21 protein-coding genes and 2 tRNA genes are annotated in these 19,413 nt (G+C 26.0%); 12 read left to right on the forward strand and 11 right to left on the reverse strand.

The features are described from left to right. The 3 genes from hisE to ACTTBO_RS01125 are packed head-to-tail and all read left to right on the forward strand — an operon-like array spanning window position 1 to window position 1,135. Window positions 1-273 carry a phosphoribosyl-ATP diphosphatase gene (hisE, locus tag ACTTBO_RS01115; protein ID WP_440655834.1) on the forward strand — a complete coding sequence of 91 codons (273 nt, stop codon included), beginning with the start codon at window positions 1-3 and terminating at the stop codon, window positions 271-273. Then, a complete protein-coding gene (locus tag ACTTBO_RS01120; RefSeq protein WP_440655836.1) occupies window positions 270-635 on the forward strand; it encodes a histidine triad nucleotide-binding protein in 366 nt (121 codons plus the stop codon). The genes hisE and ACTTBO_RS01120 overlap by 4 nt, the downstream gene beginning before the upstream one ends. Beyond that, entirely contained in the window at window positions 632-1,135 is a 504-nt protein-coding gene (locus ACTTBO_RS01125; protein ID WP_440655837.1) for a GNAT family N-acetyltransferase, read from the forward strand. The genes ACTTBO_RS01120 and ACTTBO_RS01125 overlap by 4 nt, the downstream gene beginning before the upstream one ends. Here ACTTBO_RS01125 and ACTTBO_RS01130 read toward each other — a convergent pair. Further along, window positions 1,132-1,677 (reverse strand): LolA family protein, encoded by a 546-nt coding sequence (locus tag ACTTBO_RS01130; RefSeq protein ID WP_440655839.1) that lies wholly within the window; start codon window positions 1,675-1,677, stop codon window positions 1,132-1,134. The two genes, ACTTBO_RS01125 and ACTTBO_RS01130, sit on opposite strands and share 4 nt — an antisense overlap. Continuing rightward, the gene (locus ACTTBO_RS01135; protein ID WP_440655840.1) at window positions 1,677-3,761 is read right to left on the reverse strand and encodes a DNA translocase FtsK; all 2,085 of its coding nucleotides are present in this window, start codon (window positions 3,759-3,761) and stop codon (window positions 1,677-1,679) included. The genes ACTTBO_RS01130 and ACTTBO_RS01135 overlap by 1 nt, the downstream gene beginning before the upstream one ends. 61 nt (window positions 3,762-3,822) lie before the next feature. On the opposite strand from ACTTBO_RS01135, the gene ACTTBO_RS01140 reads away from it, so the two are divergent. Further along, the gene (locus ACTTBO_RS01140) at window positions 3,823-4,899 is read left to right on the forward strand and encodes a ubiquinone biosynthesis protein UbiB (protein WP_440655841.1); all 1,077 of its coding nucleotides are present in this window, start codon (window positions 3,823-3,825) and stop codon (window positions 4,897-4,899) included. Here the strand turns inward: ACTTBO_RS01140 and ACTTBO_RS01145 are convergent, their stop codons facing one another. From ACTTBO_RS01145 to ACTTBO_RS01160, 4 genes are all read right to left on the reverse strand, one after another. After that, window positions 4,900-5,544, reverse strand: a complete 645-nt coding sequence (locus tag ACTTBO_RS01145; RefSeq protein WP_440655842.1) for an LON peptidase substrate-binding domain-containing protein — start codon at window positions 5,542-5,544, stop codon at window positions 4,900-4,902. 42 nt (window positions 5,545-5,586) lie between these two features. Next, window positions 5,587-6,903: a tetratricopeptide repeat-containing sulfotransferase family protein gene (locus tag ACTTBO_RS01150; protein ID WP_440655843.1), complete on the reverse strand. Its 1,317-nt coding sequence runs from the start codon at window positions 6,901-6,903 to the stop codon at window positions 5,587-5,589. 11 nt (window positions 6,904-6,914) lie between these two features. After that, window positions 6,915-8,228 (reverse strand): tetratricopeptide repeat protein, encoded by a 1,314-nt coding sequence (locus ACTTBO_RS01155; protein ID WP_440655845.1) that lies wholly within the window; start codon window positions 8,226-8,228, stop codon window positions 6,915-6,917. A 333-nt stretch (window positions 8,229-8,561) separates the two neighbouring features. After that, window positions 8,562-9,383 (reverse strand): hypothetical protein, encoded by an 822-nt coding sequence (locus tag ACTTBO_RS01160; RefSeq protein ID WP_440655847.1) that lies wholly within the window; start codon window positions 9,381-9,383, stop codon window positions 8,562-8,564. 158 nt (window positions 9,384-9,541) lie between these two features. Here ACTTBO_RS01160 and ACTTBO_RS01165 point away from each other — a divergent pair. Together ACTTBO_RS01165 and ACTTBO_RS01170 are read left to right on the forward strand one after the other, a co-directional pair. Then, window positions 9,542-9,614, forward strand: a tRNA-Gly gene (locus ACTTBO_RS01165). A 56-nt stretch (window positions 9,615-9,670) separates the two neighbouring features. Then, window positions 9,671-10,621, forward strand: a complete 951-nt coding sequence (locus ACTTBO_RS01170) for a tyrosine-type recombinase/integrase (RefSeq protein ID WP_438304772.1) — start codon at window positions 9,671-9,673, stop codon at window positions 10,619-10,621. A gap of 169 nt (window positions 10,622-10,790) precedes the next feature. Here ACTTBO_RS01170 and ACTTBO_RS01175 read toward each other — a convergent pair whose 3' ends face one another. Continuing rightward, a complete protein-coding gene (locus tag ACTTBO_RS01175; RefSeq protein ID WP_438304774.1) occupies window positions 10,791-12,227 on the reverse strand; it encodes a hypothetical protein in 1,437 nt (478 codons plus the stop codon). 345 nt (window positions 12,228-12,572) lie between these two features. Between ACTTBO_RS01175 and ACTTBO_RS01180 the strand changes: the two genes are divergently transcribed. The 6 genes from ACTTBO_RS01180 (at window position 12,573) to ACTTBO_RS01205 (ending at window position 15,156) form a co-directional block, all read left to right on the forward strand. Next, window positions 12,573-13,001: a c-type cytochrome gene (locus ACTTBO_RS01180; protein WP_438304776.1), complete on the forward strand. Its 429-nt coding sequence runs from the start codon at window positions 12,573-12,575 to the stop codon at window positions 12,999-13,001. Window positions 13,002-13,039: 38 nt separating this feature from the next. Further along, the gene (locus ACTTBO_RS01185) at window positions 13,040-13,549 is read left to right on the forward strand and encodes a cupredoxin domain-containing protein (RefSeq protein ID WP_438304777.1); all 510 of its coding nucleotides are present in this window, start codon (window positions 13,040-13,042) and stop codon (window positions 13,547-13,549) included. 21 nt (window positions 13,550-13,570) lie between these two features. Then, window positions 13,571-13,999: a DUF4396 domain-containing protein gene (locus ACTTBO_RS01190; RefSeq protein ID WP_438306242.1), complete on the forward strand. Its 429-nt coding sequence runs from the start codon at window positions 13,571-13,573 to the stop codon at window positions 13,997-13,999. Window positions 14,000-14,007: 8 nt separating this feature from the next. Further along, window positions 14,008-14,529, forward strand: coding sequence for a ubiquinol-cytochrome c reductase iron-sulfur subunit (gene petA / locus ACTTBO_RS01195; protein WP_440632908.1), 522 nt, complete (start codon window positions 14,008-14,010; stop codon window positions 14,527-14,529). A gap of 198 nt (window positions 14,530-14,727) precedes the next feature. After that, window positions 14,728-14,802: transfer RNA gene (locus tag ACTTBO_RS01200), tRNA-Gly, on the forward strand. 6 nt (window positions 14,803-14,808) lie between these two features. Continuing rightward, entirely contained in the window at window positions 14,809-15,156 is a 348-nt protein-coding gene (locus ACTTBO_RS01205) for a 4a-hydroxytetrahydrobiopterin dehydratase (RefSeq protein ID WP_440655848.1), read from the forward strand. Here the strand turns inward: ACTTBO_RS01205 and purH are convergent. From purH to ACTTBO_RS01225, 4 genes are read right to left on the reverse strand one after another with little or no spacing between them, the layout of a single operon-like run. Further along, window positions 15,146-16,681 carry a bifunctional phosphoribosylaminoimidazolecarboxamide formyltransferase/IMP cyclohydrolase gene (gene purH, locus ACTTBO_RS01210; protein ID WP_440655849.1) on the reverse strand — a complete coding sequence of 512 codons (1,536 nt, stop codon included), beginning with the start codon at window positions 16,679-16,681 and terminating at the stop codon, window positions 15,146-15,148. The two genes, ACTTBO_RS01205 and purH, sit on opposite strands and share 11 nt — an antisense overlap. Continuing rightward, window positions 16,681-18,306 carry a heparinase II/III domain-containing protein gene (locus ACTTBO_RS01215; RefSeq protein WP_440655850.1) on the reverse strand — a complete coding sequence of 542 codons (1,626 nt, stop codon included), beginning with the start codon at window positions 18,304-18,306 and terminating at the stop codon, window positions 16,681-16,683. Before ACTTBO_RS01215 ends, purH begins: the two co-directional genes overlap by 1 nt. A gap of 4 nt (window positions 18,307-18,310) precedes the next feature. Next, complete coding sequence (gene rpe, locus ACTTBO_RS01220; RefSeq protein ID WP_440655851.1) at window positions 18,311-18,970, reverse strand: ribulose-phosphate 3-epimerase; 660 nt, start codon at window positions 18,968-18,970, stop codon at window positions 18,311-18,313. A 28-nt stretch (window positions 18,971-18,998) separates the two neighbouring features. Next, complete coding sequence (locus ACTTBO_RS01225; RefSeq protein ID WP_440655852.1) at window positions 18,999-19,355, reverse strand: hypothetical protein; 357 nt, start codon at window positions 19,353-19,355, stop codon at window positions 18,999-19,001. Window positions 19,356-19,413 lie beyond the last annotated feature (58 nt).

Here is a 19,413-nt window from a genome sequence, read left to right on the forward strand (position 1 = left end):
ATGCTTAAAACATTAGAAAATTTAATTAAACTTGCAAGAGAGAGAAAAACTAATCCAGTTGAAGGTTCTTATACTAACAAGTTACTTACAGACAAATCTCTCAGCAAAGCAAAGGTTTTAGAAGAAATTGATGAATTAATTGAAGCTATTGAAGAAAATACAAACAAAATACATGAAGCTGCTGATGTATTTTATCATTTGTTAATGTATTTAGAAGCTAATGATGTGAAAATTGAAGAAGTAATGGAAGAATTACAAAAAAGGAAAAAATGAGTTACGATGATAATAATATTTTTGCTAAAATTTTACGTGGAGAGATACCTTGCAACAAAATTTACGAAGATGATTATGTTTTGTCATTTCACGATATCAACCCACAAAAAAAAGTTCATGCTTTAGTAATTCCTAAGGGAAAATATACAGATCTTGATGATTTTAGTGTGAATGCATCATCAGAAGAGATAGTGGGACTTTTAAAAGGTATTAATATAGTTGCAAAAAAGCTAGGTATTTCAACAGAAGTAGGCCAGGGTTATAGGGCACTAGCTAATATAAGTGAACATGGTGGCCAAGAGGTCCCTCATTTACATTTTCATTTATTTGGTGGTGAAGCTGTTGGAAAAATGGTCGAGTGACAGAAGAAGTTAAAAGAAACTACTTAGAAATAAACTCACTTAATGATCTAAAAGAGGGTGAACAACCTTCAGAAGATTATATTGTTAATTTAATTGAACCAACTGATTTTCAGTTAAATAAATTTTTTTATAAAAATATTGGAAAAAAACACAAATGGTTTGATAGATTAATATGGACAGAAGAACAGTGGATTAAATATGTTTCTAATAAAAATGTTAAAACATTTGTGTTAAAAAATAAAAATGATTTAGTTGGTTTTTTTGAATTAATTATTCACTCAGAGAGAAAAGAAGTCGAAATAGCATATTTTGGAATATTAGAGGAATATCAAAATAAAAAATTAGGATCATTTTTACTATCATGTGCCATTAAAAAATCTTTTAGAGAAAATATAGATAGGGTTTGGCTTCATACATGTTCTCTAGATCACAAGAATGCACTTGCTAATTATTTATCGAGAGGTATGAAAATATTTAAATCTGAGATTGTCAAAATTTAATTTTGAAGTGGTGTTTTAAAAATTTTGTCATCAATTTTTTGATTTAATTTAATTGAATAAAGTAGCGTTACCGAAGTATTTTGATAGACATCTTTTGTTTGCCATCCAATTAATTCATAATTTTTAATATCAAAAAAGATATCTAATTGTTGACCATTCTCTTTGATTGTAAATTTTATTAAAGAATTGTTGATTATTTCCTCATTTGATTCTGATATTTTCTTTAATAAAAAATTTTTATCTAAAATAAAATTTAAAGGTGTTTTATCGAGTGCATATCTATAATAACTTGATTTTGATTTTATTACTAAAGATTTTCCATTGGAAACCATAACTTTATTTTTTTTATCATATTCACAAAACATCTTCTTTGGATATTGAATTGTACAATTACCTAATTCTATTTTTCCATTAATATTTTGTTCAAAGTCAAAAGTTAAATTAGAAGTATTTTTTAAATTATTAATAATTTCACCTTTGTTGTTTGCATATACTTGATTTGATAAACTAAAGAGAAAAATTAGCAGAAGAAACCTTAACATTAAAGTACGTCTCTTTTACCCACATGGTTTGCTTTACTTACAATTCCATCAGCTTCCATCATGTCAATTATTCTTGCAGCTCTATTATATCCAATTTGAAGTTTCCTTTGTAAAAATGAGGTAGATGCTTTTCCTTCTGATCTAATAATTTCCACTGCTTGTTTATATAATTCATCTTTATCTCCTTGATCAGTGTTTGATCCTAATTCTTTTTCATCAGCAAAATTTAAAATTTCATCAATATAATCAGGCTCTGCTTGTGATCTTAAAAAATTGTTTATTTTTTCTATTTCATTATCGGAAACAAATGGAGCATGAATTCTTACTATTCTGTTAGCAGAAGACATGTAAAGCATGTCTCCCTTTCCTAATAGTTGTTCTGCTCCTTGCTCGCCAAGAATTGTTCTACTATCTATTTTTGAAGTTACTTGAAAAGAAATTCTTGTTGGAAAATTAGCTTTAATTGTACCTGTTATTACATCAACACTTGGTCTTTGAGTTGCCATAATAATGTGAATGCCTGCCGCTCTTGCCATTTGTGATAATTTTTGAATATAATTTTCTATCTCTTTACCAGCCACTAACATCAAATCTGACATTTCATCTACAACCACCACTATGTAGGGCATAGGAAGTTTATGTTTGGCATTATAACCATCAATATTTCTGACCCCTTCTTTTGTCATTAATCTATATCTACTCTCCATTTCTTTGACGACCCAACCAAGCACAGATGCAGCTTTCTTTGCTTCAGTAATTACAGGGCAAAGTAAATGAGGTATTCCTTCATATGTGGAGAGTTCAAGCATTTTAGGGTCAATTAATATAAATTTACATCTTTCAGGAGTGTGACGGTAAAGAAGTGATAAAATAATTGTATTAATACAAACAGATTTTCCTGAACCTGTAGTACCAGCTATCAGTAAATGAGGCATAGAGGATAGATCTCCTACAATAGGTTTTCCAGAAATATTTTTACCAAGAGCTATTGGTAATTTTGTTTCCTTTTTTTTAAAACCTGTATCGTTTAATATTTCACTAAGATAAACATTTTCTCTAGAATTGTTTGGTAATTCAATTCCCACTGTACTGCTACCTGGTATAGTTGAAATTCTTGCAGATTCAGAACTAGTATTTCTAGCAATATCATCTGATAAATTAACTATTTTAGAAACTTTTACTCCAGCAGCTGGTTCAAATTCATTTAGTGTTACAACTGGTCCATGACTTACTTTCTGAATTTCTCCCTTAACTCCAAAATCCATAAGAATTTTTTCTAAAAATTTAGGATCATTAGTTTCATTTTTACTTGAGTTTTCTCTTTCTTTTTTAGATGGAACTTTTAATAAATCTATTTTTGGTAATTGAAATTTATTTTTAATATTTGATTTATTTTCTGCTTTAATAAATGGTAAGTCCTCCTGAATTAAGTTTTTAATTTCTTCTTGAGGAATATATTCACTTATAAGTTCACTTTTGTCTGTATAGGATTTATTTTCTTTTTTTGAAAAGATTTTAATAATGTTAATTATAAAATTATAAAATTTTAATGGATGAAAATTCACACTAATTAAAAACAAAACTATAATAATTAGAATTAAAAAATAATAAATAACTGTTTCATTAATTTGAATTAAGGAATTTAAAAAAGTTTGATTTAAGTAATTTCCAACAAAACCACCATTTCCGTTGATATAGAGTGTAAAAGCATTTGAGTAAAAGTGACTGAAAAAAAGAGTTCCAAATATTGTATAAATTATAGCTATAAAAGTATTTTCAATTACTAAAAAAAATTCTTTTAGACGAAATATGTTTATACCAGTAATTATGTATGTAATTGAAATTAGATAAGAAATATATCCAAATGATTGCAACAAAAGATCAGATATAAAACTTCCTTGAAATCCAAAATAATTTTGAATTTTGGTATCTTTTGGAAAAATAAAATTTGGGTCTTCAGGAGAATATGAAAAAAGTGCAACAAATAGAAAAATTCCTGAAGAGAATATAATGATTCCAAAAATCTCTGCTAAACGTTTTATAGCAAAATGAAGCAACAAATTAGCTGTTTTTTTTATATTCATTTATAAAAATCAATTATACCACTTTGTATCATCTAATTTTTGTTGTTAAAATTAAAATAATATGAGAGTTGGAATTTTAGGTGACGGTCTTACAAGCTTAACTTTAGCAAAAGCTTTTGTTAACCTGAATATTAATGTTGAAGTTTACAGTGAAAAAAAAAAGCAAATAATTGATCAATCTAGAACTATTGGAATAACAAAAAGTAATTTAGAATTTTTTAATGATAATATAATAAATATTGAAAAAATTTTATGGAGGTTAAATAAAATTGAAATTAATTCCCAAAAACTTCCAAAAGAAGAATTAATAAAATTTGAAAATAATAATGATCAATTATTTTCGATGGTAAGAAATAATAAACTTTATAAAATTTTAGAAACAAATTTAAAAAAAAATAAATTTTATAAAATTAGTTATAAAAAGAATTTGTTATCTATTTTAGATAAGCATGATTTAATTATAAATTTAAATCCTATAAATTTAGTTTCAAAAAAATTTTTCTCAAATAAGATTAAAAAAAATTATCAAAGCGTTGCATATACTGCTCACTTGAAACATAATAAAATTAACAATAGAACTGCTTCTCAAATATTTACAAAAATTGGACCTCTTGCATTCTTACCTTTATCTCATACCGAAACTTCTGTAGTCTATTCAATAAATAAAAGTGATTTCATTAAAAAAGAAAAATTTATTGAACTTATAAATTATCACAATTCAAAATATGAAATTAAAGAAATTATAAAAATTTCATCTTTTGAATTAAATTTTATAAATCTAAGATCTTATTATTATAAAAATATCTTAGCATTTGGTGATCTAATTCATAAAATTCATCCATTAGCAGGGCAGGGTTTTAATATGACTATACGAGATATAAAAATCTTACTTAAAATAATTAAGAATAAAATAGAATTAGGGTTGCCAATAGATACTTCGGTAAATCAAGAATTTCAAAATAAAATTAAACATACAAATTTTATTTTTTCAAATGGCATAGATTTTGTTTATGAGTTTTTTAATATTGATAGAAAAATTAAAAATAATGCTCTAATTAAGTCTTTAAAATTTTTTGGCAAAACAGAGTCTTTAAATAAAATTTTTAAAAAAATTGCAGATAAAGGTTTAATTTATTAATTATTGGAGTGTGTTATTGTTATATAAATCGTGAGTGTAAGTTTTAAGTATTTCTGCAATTTTACTTTTTCTAATATCTAAATTTTCAGCTTCTAATAAAACTTGCTTTTCCTCTAGAGAAAAGGGTGAAGCCATTGCCAAGGCATTGATTGTTTCATCTAAATTTTGTTTTTCTAACGCTTTCCAGTTTATAACAAAACCTTTCTTTTCAAATAATGATTTAAGATCTTTAAAAATTAGTTCTAAATCTGTAAATTTTAATTCCTGATTATTATTTTTAAGATCATGCTCGAAGTCTTTGTAATTCACATCAAATTCTCTGTATTTATTATCAGTTTCTACCTCATTGATAATTTTAAACCTAATTAAACCTTTTAATTCAATTAAATATCTTCCATCATCAGTTTCTCTAAAAGAAATAATTTTTCCAAGACAGCCAATTTTGTACAACGAGGGAGACTTATTGGTGGTTTGGTATTCCATTGGTTGAATCATACCTATTAACTTATTTGTTTTCATACTATTATTTATCATATCTATATAACGTGGTTCGAAAATATTAAGAGGCACAGTTGTTTTTGGAAAGATAATAAAGTTGCTAATTGGAAATACTGAAATTTTTTTTGGTAGATCGTTAATATTCATTTTTATACCATCATAAGTAAAATATTTATAAGTTAAACTAAATTAATCTAAAAGGTAATAATATTTTTTATATTTATCATAATCATAACTTTTTATATTTTGTCTAACTTGTAAAAAACTATTTGTTTTATTAAACAATTTTTCATTCTTATCAAAATCTAAATAATTGTCAGAGACGCTAATATTTAAAAACCTTAATATTTTTTTTGTCTCATTTTCTTTATGATTTGTAAGATTGTCTAAATTTACATCCAAAATTTTTTCAGGGTATTTTTTTCTGAAATAATCCATAGTTTCGTTATAATAATCTATATAATTTTTAATTTCCCCAATAGTATGACACCATGATAATTCTGGCAATAATGTTTGATATATTGCTATTATAGAATCTTTGTAGTTTCTAATTGTATTAATAAATTTTGCTTCAGGAAAAAACTTAAGTATCAAATCTATATTAAAAAAATTCTCTAGTGATTTATCAATAAAAGCTTTGTTGTCATGATTACAATATTTTTGTAAAAGTTCTTCTTGAAATTTTTTAGTATCTATATGAATTTCATAACTTTTATTATCAAAATCTTTTGAGTAAATTTTTTCACTTATTTGATTTAGAATAGATGTATTAAAAGCATGGAATTCACCAAAGGAATATAGATTTTTATAATTGTGATTTATTATTGTCTCAATTAAACTAGATCCAGATCTTGGTAGTCCTACTATAAAAATATGTTCTAAATTATTAAAATTTTCTAATGGTTTAAAATCATTTATAAATTTGATTTTGTGATAGTTTTTAGAAATTATCTTATTATAATAAAAATTTGATTGTACGTGATGATTGTAGTTTGCTTGATAGCATAAACTATGAGATAATTTTAAAAGTTTTCCTTCATTCTCAAATTCTTTATTTTTTTTTTTTATTTTAGAAAATAAATAATTAATCATGCTTTGATTAAACAAAGATAAAGTTTTTTTTTCAAGAATAGACTGCAAATCGGTGAATATTTCATCTGTGATATTACTAATTCCCAACATATGTAATCCAAAATAAGATTTTATATCCTCTTTATTAATCGAGATAAGTTTTAAATAAATTTTTTTAGCTTTTTCAATCTTTCCACTACTTTGAAAAACAAGAGATAAATTAAAAAGTACATTGGGGTTATTAGGTTCAATTTTTCTACAATTTTCATAATAAATAAGACTTTTGTCGAGATTATTTAAATCATAATATATTTTTCCAAGGAAAAAATTGGCTCTAAGATCATTTGGTTTATTTTCAATTATTTCTTCAAAAGTTTCGATTGCATCTTTAAAATGTCCCTTTCCTAATAACATTTTACCTACTTCATGAGACATAATTAAATAAATTAATTGTTTTTTATTCTAGAACTAATTTGTTCTTTTTCTATTTCTGATAACAAATTTGTATTAATATCGAAATTATATATTTCTTTATAAGTATTATCATTAATTAATTTTGCATATAAGAACCAATTTTTGATAATTAAAAAATCAGTAAGATTAAATTGGTTTAATGTTTTATTAAAAATTTTTTGTTTATTATTTTCTTTTATAAAGTTTAATTCATCATATTGTTTTTCAATGTCTTCCCAATTTTCTTTATAAATATTATGAAAGCTACTTGCGTCTAAATTTTTATAATTTTTATATTTTTCATAATACTCTGTGCAACCATGTTTAATTTCAATTTTCTCTGGGATTATTGAAATTTTGGATAGATCTTGGATCGTTAATTTCATAATTTGTTCAGCATCTCTAAGTGATTGTGAAAAAATGTATCCCTTATAATTTCCTTTAATGTTTTTTCTTAATTCTACAACACATTTTCTTATATTATTTTCTTTGAAATTTGCTTTGTTAAAATAAAAATACAATTTAACCAAATCTTTAACATTCTTAACAGTTATTTGAACTTTAAAACAACTAAAGCAATATTTTGGAATAATTTGATGCTTGTTAAAAATATCAAGATGCCTATCACAATTTAAATTTAATTCATTTCTTCTATAAATTTGTGTTTGGGGATAATTTAGTTCTACTTTTTTTCCACTTAATATTTGTTCAGATCTTTCCAGGATTTCTTTTAATATTTTGTTTTCCAATTCTATATTATTTTTATATAAAATTTTTTGTGCTTTTATTTCATTATTAATTTCGAATATTTCGTTCTCGTTTTCTTTGGTTTCATGAAAATTTAATATGTCAATTAAATGATTTTTTAATCTTATATTACTAGGATCAATTTTTAGTACTTCTAAAATATATTGTATAGAAATATCGTAATTACCTATTAATTTATGAGAAATTACCAAGTTTTCATAGGATGGGATGTAGTTTTTATTCTTTGATAAAGATTTTTCAAATTTTTCTGCTGCTTTCAAAAAATGTCCAAGTTTAAACAAAACTATTCCGTAATTATTTAAAGTTTCAAAATCTAAACTATCTTCCGAAATCTTTTGATAGAAATTAAGTGAGGTTTTCCATTCTTGCTTTTTTAAAAAAATAAATGCTTTTAGTTTATTTTTGTAATCAATTCTTGTTTTATCTGTAAGCTTTAAATCTACAAGGTTAGAAGCTTCTTCAAAATTTCTATTTTTGATTAAATTTAATATCTTAATATGTAGTTCTTTAGTAAAATTATCTTTGTTAATTTTAACCATGAATTAATTTTAATTTATAAATTTTTTAACACACCCTATAATTATTTTTTTAAAATTTTAAAAAAAACTAATACATTATTACTATATATAATATATATTTCGTTAATTACTGAAGCGATTCTTTTCAAAATGATGGTCTTTGATTAATGTCCTAAGTATTCTTTAACTAACTTTAAAGACTTATAGAATTATTCTTAGTATAGATATTAAAGCAGAAAATAGAAGTATTAATAATTATGTAATAAGATAGCACAGAAGCTAATTGCAAGTGATTATTTGAGCAAGACTATACCCCTAATAAAAATTTTAAATCTAAAAAAAGTATTATGTTGATTATTTGAAATATAAATTTCTTAGAAACAATGAATGCCACATAAAATAGTATACAAAAAGTAGTTCCTGTAATTCTGATAATCTAAAAAAATTAAATGATAGAATTACACTGAACATTGTAGTTAAATTAAATCCCTTAAAAATTTCATTCTCATAAATATGTAATTTTGAAAAATCTACCATCCCCAATTTAGTCAATAATAAATCTGGTATAATAAATATTAATAATAAATAACTTATTAAAATTAGTTTTATATTTGGTGTTATGATAATTTTTAATTCTTTTAGATTTCTTAATTTTGTGAGTCTAAAAATAATTATAGATAACGAACACCACAGTATTACAAAAATTCTAGGAAATTCATTGAAAACTCTTGAAGTATTATGAAGATTCATTTCACCCTGATGATTATAAAAAAAATTGTTTCTGTCTAAAAAAAATTTAAGTGTATCAAAATTAATAAAATGTTGTCCCCAACTTATTTCTTCAAAAAAAAAATAAGTTAATCCGATTAATTCAATAATTATAAATTTTTCAATTAGAGTAGACTTCAAAATTTTTTTTCTTAAAAGATATAAATTTAAAAGTATTAGAATTGTTATTAATAAAATAATTATTTGAATTGTCTCAATCAAACCATTCTCAAACCATATAAATTGATTCCATCCCTCATTCTTAGTACCAAAAGTCATGAAGTAAATTTCTGGATATACTTTATTCATTCCCCAACCAAAACTTTGGTCAAATGCTTGTCCTAAAAGAAAAATAATAAAAATGATTAAGATTATATTTGTACTTTTATAAAGTTTATTTAATTCCATTATATTATTTTTAAATATAAATCTAAATTTTTAAAACTTAAAAATATACTTCAAAAAAACTAGTTTTAATGTTTGATGCATTTGGTTTCAAATTAGTAAATTTTTTCTTATTGCTTGCATTTATAAAAACCTCTTAATATAATGATTGTGATATAAGCGGGCATAGCTCAGTGGTAGAGCGTCTCGTTGCCAACGAGAAGGTCGAGGGTTCGACCCCCTTTGTTTTATTCACTTTCTGATATTTATAAGTTGTTTTGACACACTGATGACACAGAAGGAGATAAACAATGGCTACATTAAGAAGAAGAAAGAATAATTGGCAAGCAATTATAAGACTAAAAAATTATCCAAATATATATAAAAGTTTCAAACATTTAAAGGATGCAAAACGATGGGCATCCGAAACTGAGATAAATATCCAGCGGGAAGATGCTGGTATTTTTTATCATCAATATCCCAGCTTTAAATTTATTTTGAATAAGTATTTGAATGAAGTTTCTGTAAAAAAAAAGACTTATAGAGATGAAAGATACACAATCATAAACTTATTAAAAGAACCTTGGATAAACTATTCAATTAATAGAATTAGTCCCAAGATAATAGCTGAGTATAGAGATTTTTCCCTTAGAAATGTTTCAGGAAATACAGTTAATAGAAGATTAGATGTTATATCTTCTATTTTTACTACTTGTAAAAAGGAGTGGGGTTATCCAGTTTTGAATCCATTAAGCTCTATAAAACGACCTAAACGTGGAGAACCAAGAAATCGAGTATTAAATAAGAATGAAATAGAAAAGATATTATCTGACAATACTCTGGATACAAATTTTAGAAATATCATTTTAATAGCCCTAGAGACAGGCATGAGAAAATCAGAAATACTATCAATTAAAGAAGAACATATGGATGGTGATTTATTAAAGATTCCAGTTGCCAAAGTCAGAGGCAGAATAATTCCACTAACAAAAAAAGCTAAGAGCGTATTACTAATGTCTGAACTTCCTTTTAAAATCAATAAATACACACTTGGTAATAAATGGAGGAAATTAATGAGAAAACATCAAATAAAAGGCGTATGTTTTCATGATTTAAGACACACAGCTCTTACTAATTTATTTTTGAACAAATCTTTGAGTGTGCCTGAGGTTATGCTTATCTCAGGTCATTCAGACCCTAGGATTTTATTAAGAACATACACTAATTTAAAAGCTCAAGATTTAGCAGATAAGATAGGATAGTTTTAATTACATAAAACTAAACATTAGGACACTTTAGATAAATAAGTGCCACTTTAGGGAAAGGTACCCATTTTATAAGAAAAAAAAAATTTATATTTATTCGTCTCATTATCTGTTTTTTTACTCTTGTTACTCGTTTCCGGTAATGGAGGAGAATTAAAAGAAAGAACTAGTGATATTTGCTCCAAGAGGACAAGTACTTCTCATGAATTGAATTACTTGTGTCAATTAGAAGTTCCCAAGTATCTTTACCAGCTATTATATTATGCTTTTTACTTTCACTTAAAACATCAATATTTTTATTAAAATGTTCAGGAAGTAGGGGGCCTGTAGCTTTTACATTAATATTTGCTTTTACAATCTTCTTAAATGAACTTTTCATTTGTGCTTTTAGACTTAGCTCATAACCATAGCGAACTATGAAGCTGTCATGAATAGGCAGTACAACAACACCTTCTCTTAATAAACTAAGCATAACATCTTCTGCTATAACAGAGTCTAAATACATAAGTTCTAAACCTATACCAGTTCCAAAATACTTTGATATTTTGCTGTGGGTTTTATTTACAGCCTCTGTAAGTTGTTGATGTGACATGTTTAAAACCTTTAAGTCATCTTTGGATAACCTGAACCTATTATTTTCATCATTAATAATAGCGTTGACATAGGTTTTAACTAAATCTCTTTGTTGTTTAGAATGCTGATGTCCTAAATTATAAAGGTCAACATCGTCATCAATAATTATATTTTCCTTAGCATACAACAACCTTAGAGACATTGTTGAATAATCACATTCAGAGGTTTTATAACCATCAATAGTTATGTGTGGTCTATACTTACCAGGTAAACTTTGCCACCATCCACCATAGAATCTTCCATGAAGTCTCAAGTTATTTTTAGAGAATATTCTTTTTAGAGTTACATGAGAAAAATTAAGAGAATGATGAACTTGTTCTTTCCAAAAATATTTAGATTTTTCTTTATAGTAACCCTTCTTTAATTCTTCCTCCAAAACTAATAAATCATTGTCTTTAATATCAATGCACACACAATGCTTAAGTAAGCTTTGATTAATCTTATTTAAATTGTCTTGATACTTTTTTACTAACGAATTGTTTGGTGTCTTAACTGTTATCTTTTTATATTTATTATTTATTTTAATTTTATCTCTTAAAATTATTCCATTCTGTTTATCATTTTCATACTTCCTCCACACTAAACCTATACTTTTAAATTTTATTATGAGTTTTTTAGAAGGAAAAATACGTGTTGATTTTCTTTTAATTTCAGTACCTAACTTGACTTTTATATAATCATTTAAATTTAAATAATCGAATATTCTCTTGAAAACTCTATAGCTACTCTTACCAGTGAATGATTTTGCTCTTAAAGAAAAATAAACCCATGATTTTGGTAAAGAATAATAACTTTGATAAAGTGAGTTTATAAGTTGTCCTAAAACCTTTTTTTCAGCTTTAATTGCTGATGGAGTTATTCCTTTTTTACTTTTTCTGTCACTATCAAAATTTTTATAAATTGAAAAAATAATTTCATCTAAAATATTATCTTTAGACTGAAGGAATAAACTTAGGTTTTTATCAAACATAGATTTAACAGAGTAATTTCTCCTCTGTTGTGACAGAGTTGTGACAAGCGAGGTTGTGTGAATGATTTCACAAAGTAAACCAAAGGGTTTCTGTAGGTTTAACACAGGCTCATAAGCCCGAGGTCAGTGGTTCGATTCCACTTCCCGCTACCAAAACCTTTGGTTCCTCAATAAAACAAACCTGTCAGTTCTGTCGGTTCGAACCTAAAGTAGAACATATCATTACTATCATCAATCTATTTGTGACCCTGGTGTGACACATATTTTCTATTTGAAGTGGTAAGGGGGAAATTATTTTGGGTGACTATATGATTGGCCTAAGAGATTTTTGTGTTAAGATGTTTTATGAAAAAAAATTTTTTTTTAATAATTACAATACTTTTAATAAATTTAGATTTTAGTTTTGCTAGCAATCATTATCCTATAACAACAGAGTCTAAAATGATGATTAAAAGAGGTAAAATTTTATATGAACAGAATTGTGCTTCATGTCATATGATTAACTTATCTGGAGCAAAGAATTGGAAAGGTGTAGATGAGGATGGTCACAGAAAAGCACCTCCTTTAAATGGAACTGGACACACATGGCATCATGATGACAAAACTCTACATGCTATTATAAAATATGGTCTTGCAAAATTAGTAAAAAATTATGAAGGAAAAATGATGGGCTTTGGTGACAAATTGTCTGATAAAGAAATTGATAGTGTTTTGGCTTATATCAAATCTTTTTGGTCAAAAGAGAACTATGAATACCAATTAAAACTGAATTAACATATTGAAGTTTTATATAAATTACCTATATCAAATACATGATTAAACACTTATTTATTACTACAATTTCTATAATTCTATCAATCTCAACTGCTTTTGCTGATAAGAGTATGATGATAGGTAAAAAAGGTAAACAAGAGGATGTTACAAGAGTTATCAAAGTATTGATGTATGATAATTACTTTGAACCAAGTTCTTTTCAAGTTCAATCAGGTGAAACTATAAAGTTCGAAGTAGAAAATGTTGGTGAACTAGTTCATGAATTTAACATTGCAAACCCAAAAATGCATATTCAACATCAATCTGAAATGCAAAAAATGGTTGAAATGGAAATTTTATTTGCTGATAGCATTGATAAAGATAAAATGAAAAAAATGTCAAAGATGGACAAATCAATGGCACATAGTCATGCCAATAGTGTTTTATTGGAACCTAAAGGTAGTAAAGATTTGATATGGAAATTTGAAAATGCTTCCAATGTAGAAATTGCCTGCAATGTACCGGGTCATTATGATGTCGGTATGATAGCTAAGGTAGCTATAAATTAAAATTTAAAGTTGGAAAAAACTATATCATTTAATTGGTCTTGTAATCACGCTTGGAAACGAAGCGCTAAGAACACCGCTTGGTGTTTGTTAGGTTGTGCAATTGGAGACTTTGGAACTATTTTATATTTTCAAATAACAGGTATTCCATGGCCAGTTTTAGCTATTATGACTTTAGCAATTATTAATGGTTTAATTACAAGTATTATTTTAGAAACTATAATTTTAATCAAACAAAATTTTAAATTTAAAGATGCTTTAAAAACTGCCTTAGGAATGAGTTTTATCTCAATGGTTAGTATGGAAGTTGCAATGAATTTGACAGATTATCTTTTAACAGGTGGCGCTATGTTAACTTGGTGGGTGGTACCAATAATGCTGACAGTGGGTTTTTTAACTCCATGGCCTTATAATTATTGGAGATTAAAAAAATTTGGAATTGCTTGTCATTAAATATAATAATGAAAAATACTTCAAAAGACAAAAAACCTGTAAGAAGAGATTTTCTATTCACTGCCTCTTACGCTGTTGGAGCAGTTGGAGTTGGAGCTGTAGTTTGGCCTTTAATTGACCAAATGAATCCAGACGCTTCAGTTAAAGCATTAGCGAGTACAGAAGTTGATGTAAGCGCTTTAAAACCTGGTAACACAATTACAGTTTTATGGAGAGGTAAACCAGTTTTTATCAGAAGAAGAACTAAAATAGATATTGAGAGCGCAAGAAAAGTAAATTTAAACGAGCTTAAACACCCAGAAAAAGATGAAGATAGAGTAAAAAAAGATGAATGGCTTGTAATGATTGGAATTTGCACTCACCTTGGTTGTGTTCCTTTAGGTGACAAAGGTGAATATGGAGGATGGTTTTGTCCATGCCATGGTTCACATTATGATACATCAGGAAGAATCAGAAAAGGGCCAGCTCCTACAAACTTAGAAATACCAAAATACGAATTTGTTGGAACTAATGTAATTAGAATTGGTTAAAAATAATTTAACACAAAAATCTCTCAAGGTAATTGTATAGTCATAATAAATATTTTCCCCCTAAGTCATATAATTAAAAATTTGAATGACACACTCTTGGCACAAGAAATAAATATTTTGATGGATTTTGTCTAAAAAGTATGGTTTTCTAATATTGTAAAAGTTAAATAACTTAATAATATCGAGTAAATTTAACAAGCGGGCATAGCTCAGTGGTAGAGCGTCTCGTTGCCAACGAGAAGGTCGAGGGTTCGACCCCCTTTGCCCGCTCCAAATTTTATGAGTGAAGATCTTTTAAGTAAAAAATGTTTACCTTGTGAAGGAGGAGCTATTCCTTTTGATGTATCTGATGTTCATAAATATCAAAAGAAAGTTGATGGCTGGGATATTACAGAAGACGAAAATAAAGTATTTTTTTTACAGAAAAAATTTAAATTTGAAAATTTTATAAAAAGTCAAAATTTTGTTAATGAAGTTGGTAAAATTTCTGAAAAAGAGGGTCATCATCCAGATATAAGTTTCGGTTGGGGTTATGCAGAGATTAAAATTACCACACATGCTATTAAAGGTCTTTCTGAAAATGATTTTATTTTAGCCGCTAAGATAGATAAAGTTACTAATGTCTGAAATGTCTTGTCTTAGAAAAGACCAGAACAGTATCTGTCTCATTTGCAAATTTAATTATTTCTTTATCTTTAATTGATCCAGAAGGCTGAATTACAGCCTGAACCCCTGCTTGAACTAATTTTTCAATTCCATCTACAAATGGAAAGAAAGCATCTGATGCTGCAACCAAATTATTTCCAAATAAATTAAATTTTCTCATTTTATTAATTGCTATCTCACAGCTATCTAATCTACTTGGTTGACCCGATCCAATACCAACAATGGAATCATCTTTTGCAAGAACAATTGCGTTTGATTTGACATATCTACAAACATTAAATGCAAAAATTAGATTTCTAAGTAGCTTAGGGTTTGGTTTTCTTTTGGATACAACTTTAAAATCTTTATTTTTGAATATTTTTAAGTCTTCAGATTGAACTAATATTGCTTCATTTGATGAATTGAACTTTGTAATTTCACTAAGTGAATAATTTGTTGCATCAATTACACGTAAATTTTTTTTAGTTTTAAGTATTTTCAAAGCATTACTATCAAAACCATTAGCAATAATTACCTCTAAAAAAAGTTTATTGAGCTCTACGGCAAGATTTTTTTTTATTTTAAAATTACAAGAGACAATTCCCCCAAAGGCGCTTATGGGATCACATGCTAATGCAGATTTATAGCTATCTATAGGATTTGAATTTATTGATACACCACAAGGGTTTGCGTGTTTTACAATTACAGTGCCTTTTTTTTTTGGTAATGATTTTGAAATAGTCAAGGCAGCAAATATATCGTTATAATTATTGTAGCTTAGTTGCTTTCCATGAATTTGTTTTAAATTAGTTTTTAAATTTTTTGAATAGTACCCGCTGAACTGATGTGGATTTTCTCCATACCTAAGTTTTTCAATTAAATTTGCAGAAAAAACTTTTTTATCTGGCAGGTGTATATTTGCCTTTTTATTGAAATAACTTGAAATTACTGAGTCATAGTAAGCAGTTTCAGTAAAAGCTATGCTTGATAGTTTTTCTCTGAAATTTAATGTTGTAGCTCCATTATTTTTATTCATCTCATTTATTAATTCTTGATATTGATCAGAAGAGGTAATCACCGTTACATCATTATAATTTTTTGCAGCAGACCTAACCATTGTGGGACCCCCCACATCTATATTTTCAATTATTTCTTTATGATTATTTGTAGTTTTTAAAGTTTTTTCAAAGGGATAAAAATTTACAATTACTAGATCAATATTCTCAAAATTATTTTTTTTTAAGTCATTTAAATGTATTTTATTATTTCTTTTATTAAGGATTCCTGCGTGTATTTTTGGATGTAAAGTTTTAACTCTTCCTTCTAAAATTTCAGGAGAATCTGTAAAATCAGATACTTCCAAACAATTAAATTTTAATTTTTTTATTTCTTTATAAGTTCCACCAGAACTAATAATTTTGATGTGATATTTTTTTAAAATTTCTAAAATTGGTTTTAAATTATTTTTATCTGATACAGAAATAAGAGCTGTTTTTATTTTTTTCATTATATTTTACTTATTTCCCATTTAATTATTTGTTCACTTTCATTATTTAGGCCTGAAATAAATATATTTTGGTTTTCTTGATATGAATTTTTATTACCGAAATATAAACCATTATCAATATTTATATCATAGTTATCACATTTAAATTGCCAACCTTCATCTTCTAATTGTATTAATATGAACTTATTATTTTGTGTTTTCATAACTTTAGAGTCGGGATGAAGATGAAACCTAATATCAAATTTAATTTGTTTATCGGGATCTTTTCTTAATATTTTATCATGACCAATAAATTTCAATTGTTCGGGATAAAATTCTATTTCTCTATGATGATCTAATTTAAACTTTTTGAAATAACCATTATGACTAGCTGAAATTTTCCAATAATTTTTTTGAAAAACCACATTTTTATTTTCAATTTTTAAATCTTTTTGTATGAAAAAATTATCACCAGCTTTAATAAAATCACATGAAGAATAATCTTCAATTGAAAGTGTACTTTGTAAAGCAGTACTTTTGGAAAATTTATTAAGTCTGTTTGTTACATCTGGATAATATCCAGAATTTGAAATTAATTTTTTATTATTAGAAAAAATTTCAAAAGACAAAGCACCTGCCTGATAATTTTTGGTGTATATTTTTTCAGGATTTGAACCAATGTCAGCTGCAAGGACAAACTTTTTATTTTGTAATATTGTGTATCCAGCTAATTCATTGATTTGATTTTTAAAAGTATATCCAAATCGTTTTAAATATTGGTCAAATTCATTATGATTAGATGAATAATTTCCATTAAAAAAAATATCTTGTTTTATGTTTTGCCATATAAAAGCATAACTGGATCCTAAATAATATATAGTTTCATCAATATATTCTGGAATTTGATTTTGCGATTCTTTAAACCATTCTCTAATAATGATTAGATATTTAAGATAAAAAACTAAATTTTGAATATTTCTTGATTTGGGAAAACCTTGTTTATCAAGAGAGTGTTTGATTAAATTTTTTAATATATTTAAACCACTGTCTAAATAATTTTTCTCATCTTTATACGCTAAACCTGTTAAAATTATTGCGGCACAGCCAATCAGTTTTTCTTCTGTTTCATCTAAATTTTTGATCTCATTTAATAAATGGTTAGTTTGTTTTTGAAGCATATGATTAAAAAATAATCTATATTCTTCATTACTATCTTCATAAGTTAACTGATGATTGGAAAGCCAAGCAATAATTCTTTTTGCAGTAATATTGAATTCCCAAATATTTTCATCAAATTTTTCATTTTTATTAATCCAATTGAGAATAATTGATTGTGTGGTTTCTTTAGATGATTTTAAATCCAAACTAAAAAACCAAAAAAAATTGTTTAGTTTTTTAAAGTCTTTAGAAGAAATATTGTTTGTCCAGATAGTTTCAGTTACAAAATCTTCAATTTTATATTTTTTTTTCTGATACTTTATAATTGAAGATAAAAGATGAGGGCTTGGTTTATATTCAAAATTGTTATTAAAGGTTTTTGAAATTCTTTTTTCATAAAAATTTGAACTTTTATATAATTTTTTAAATGAAGATTTTAACTTAAAAAATATTCTATTAGAAAGATTTAAGGAATTTTGAGATTGCATTAACTTATTTTGTTTTTAATAAATTAATATTCTTTTTAATATCTCCATCATTGCTTTTAAAAACCGTTGTACCAGATACAAGAATATTAGCACCAGCTTCAATTGCTATTTTACAATTATCAAAATTTATCCCACCGTCTATTTCAATATCAAAGTTAAGTTTTTCTATTTCTCTAATTTTTTTTAATTGTTTAATTTTTTCTAAAACTTCTGGCATGAATTTTTGCCCACCAAACCCAGGATTTACACTCATTATTAAAACTAAATCAATTTTATCTAAAAGATTTTTAATTAAATCTATACTTGTTTCAGGATTGAGAGAAACTCCTACCTTTTTTTTTAGATCTTTTATTTTATTTATTGAATCTTCTAAATTATCAGTTGCTTCTGGATGCACAGTAATTATATCTGCTCCCGCATCGGCATAAGCTTCTATATATTTATGCACTGGAGAAATCATTAAATGAACATCGAATTTTAATGAACAATGCTTTCTAAGAGCTTTAATTACTGGAGGACCGATTGTTAAGTTTGGAACAAAGTGTCCATCCATAACATCTACATGAATCATGTCAGCTCCACCTTCCTCAAGCCTTTTTATTTCAGTACCTAATTGGCTAAAATCAGCTGATAAGATTGATGGAGATATTTGTATATTTTTCATTGATATCTAGACTTACTAGTATCAATTTTTAAAATTTAATTGAATTAAAAAATTGATAAATCTGCCTAGAAATTTCACTTTCAAGAGGGAAGGATAACATTCCCATAACTGAATATCCCAAGATCCAAGGCATCAAATAAAATCTAATCATGAAAAAGAACCAAGCTACGTAAAGTGGTACCAACGGTTGTATAATAAATGATGGTGTGACAACTTTAAAAATTCTCAGTAAGGGATTTGTAAGTTTTACAAAAACTTTCATAAAGAAAAATTCAGAGTCTTCTCTTTGAAAGATATTCATTGCTACTCTTCCAACTAAAGTCCACATTATAATTCCAAGTATATAATCAATTATATAAACTAAAGGATGAAAGTTAGCAGACATTAAAAAATTTATATTTTATCTTAAAAAGAAATAAAAGGGGCGAAATTAATCGCCCCTT

The sequence above is a fragment of the Candidatus Pelagibacter sp. HIMB1509 genome, assembly GCF_052047855.1.
Taxonomy (GTDB): domain Bacteria; phylum Pseudomonadota; class Alphaproteobacteria; order Pelagibacterales; family Pelagibacteraceae; genus Pelagibacter.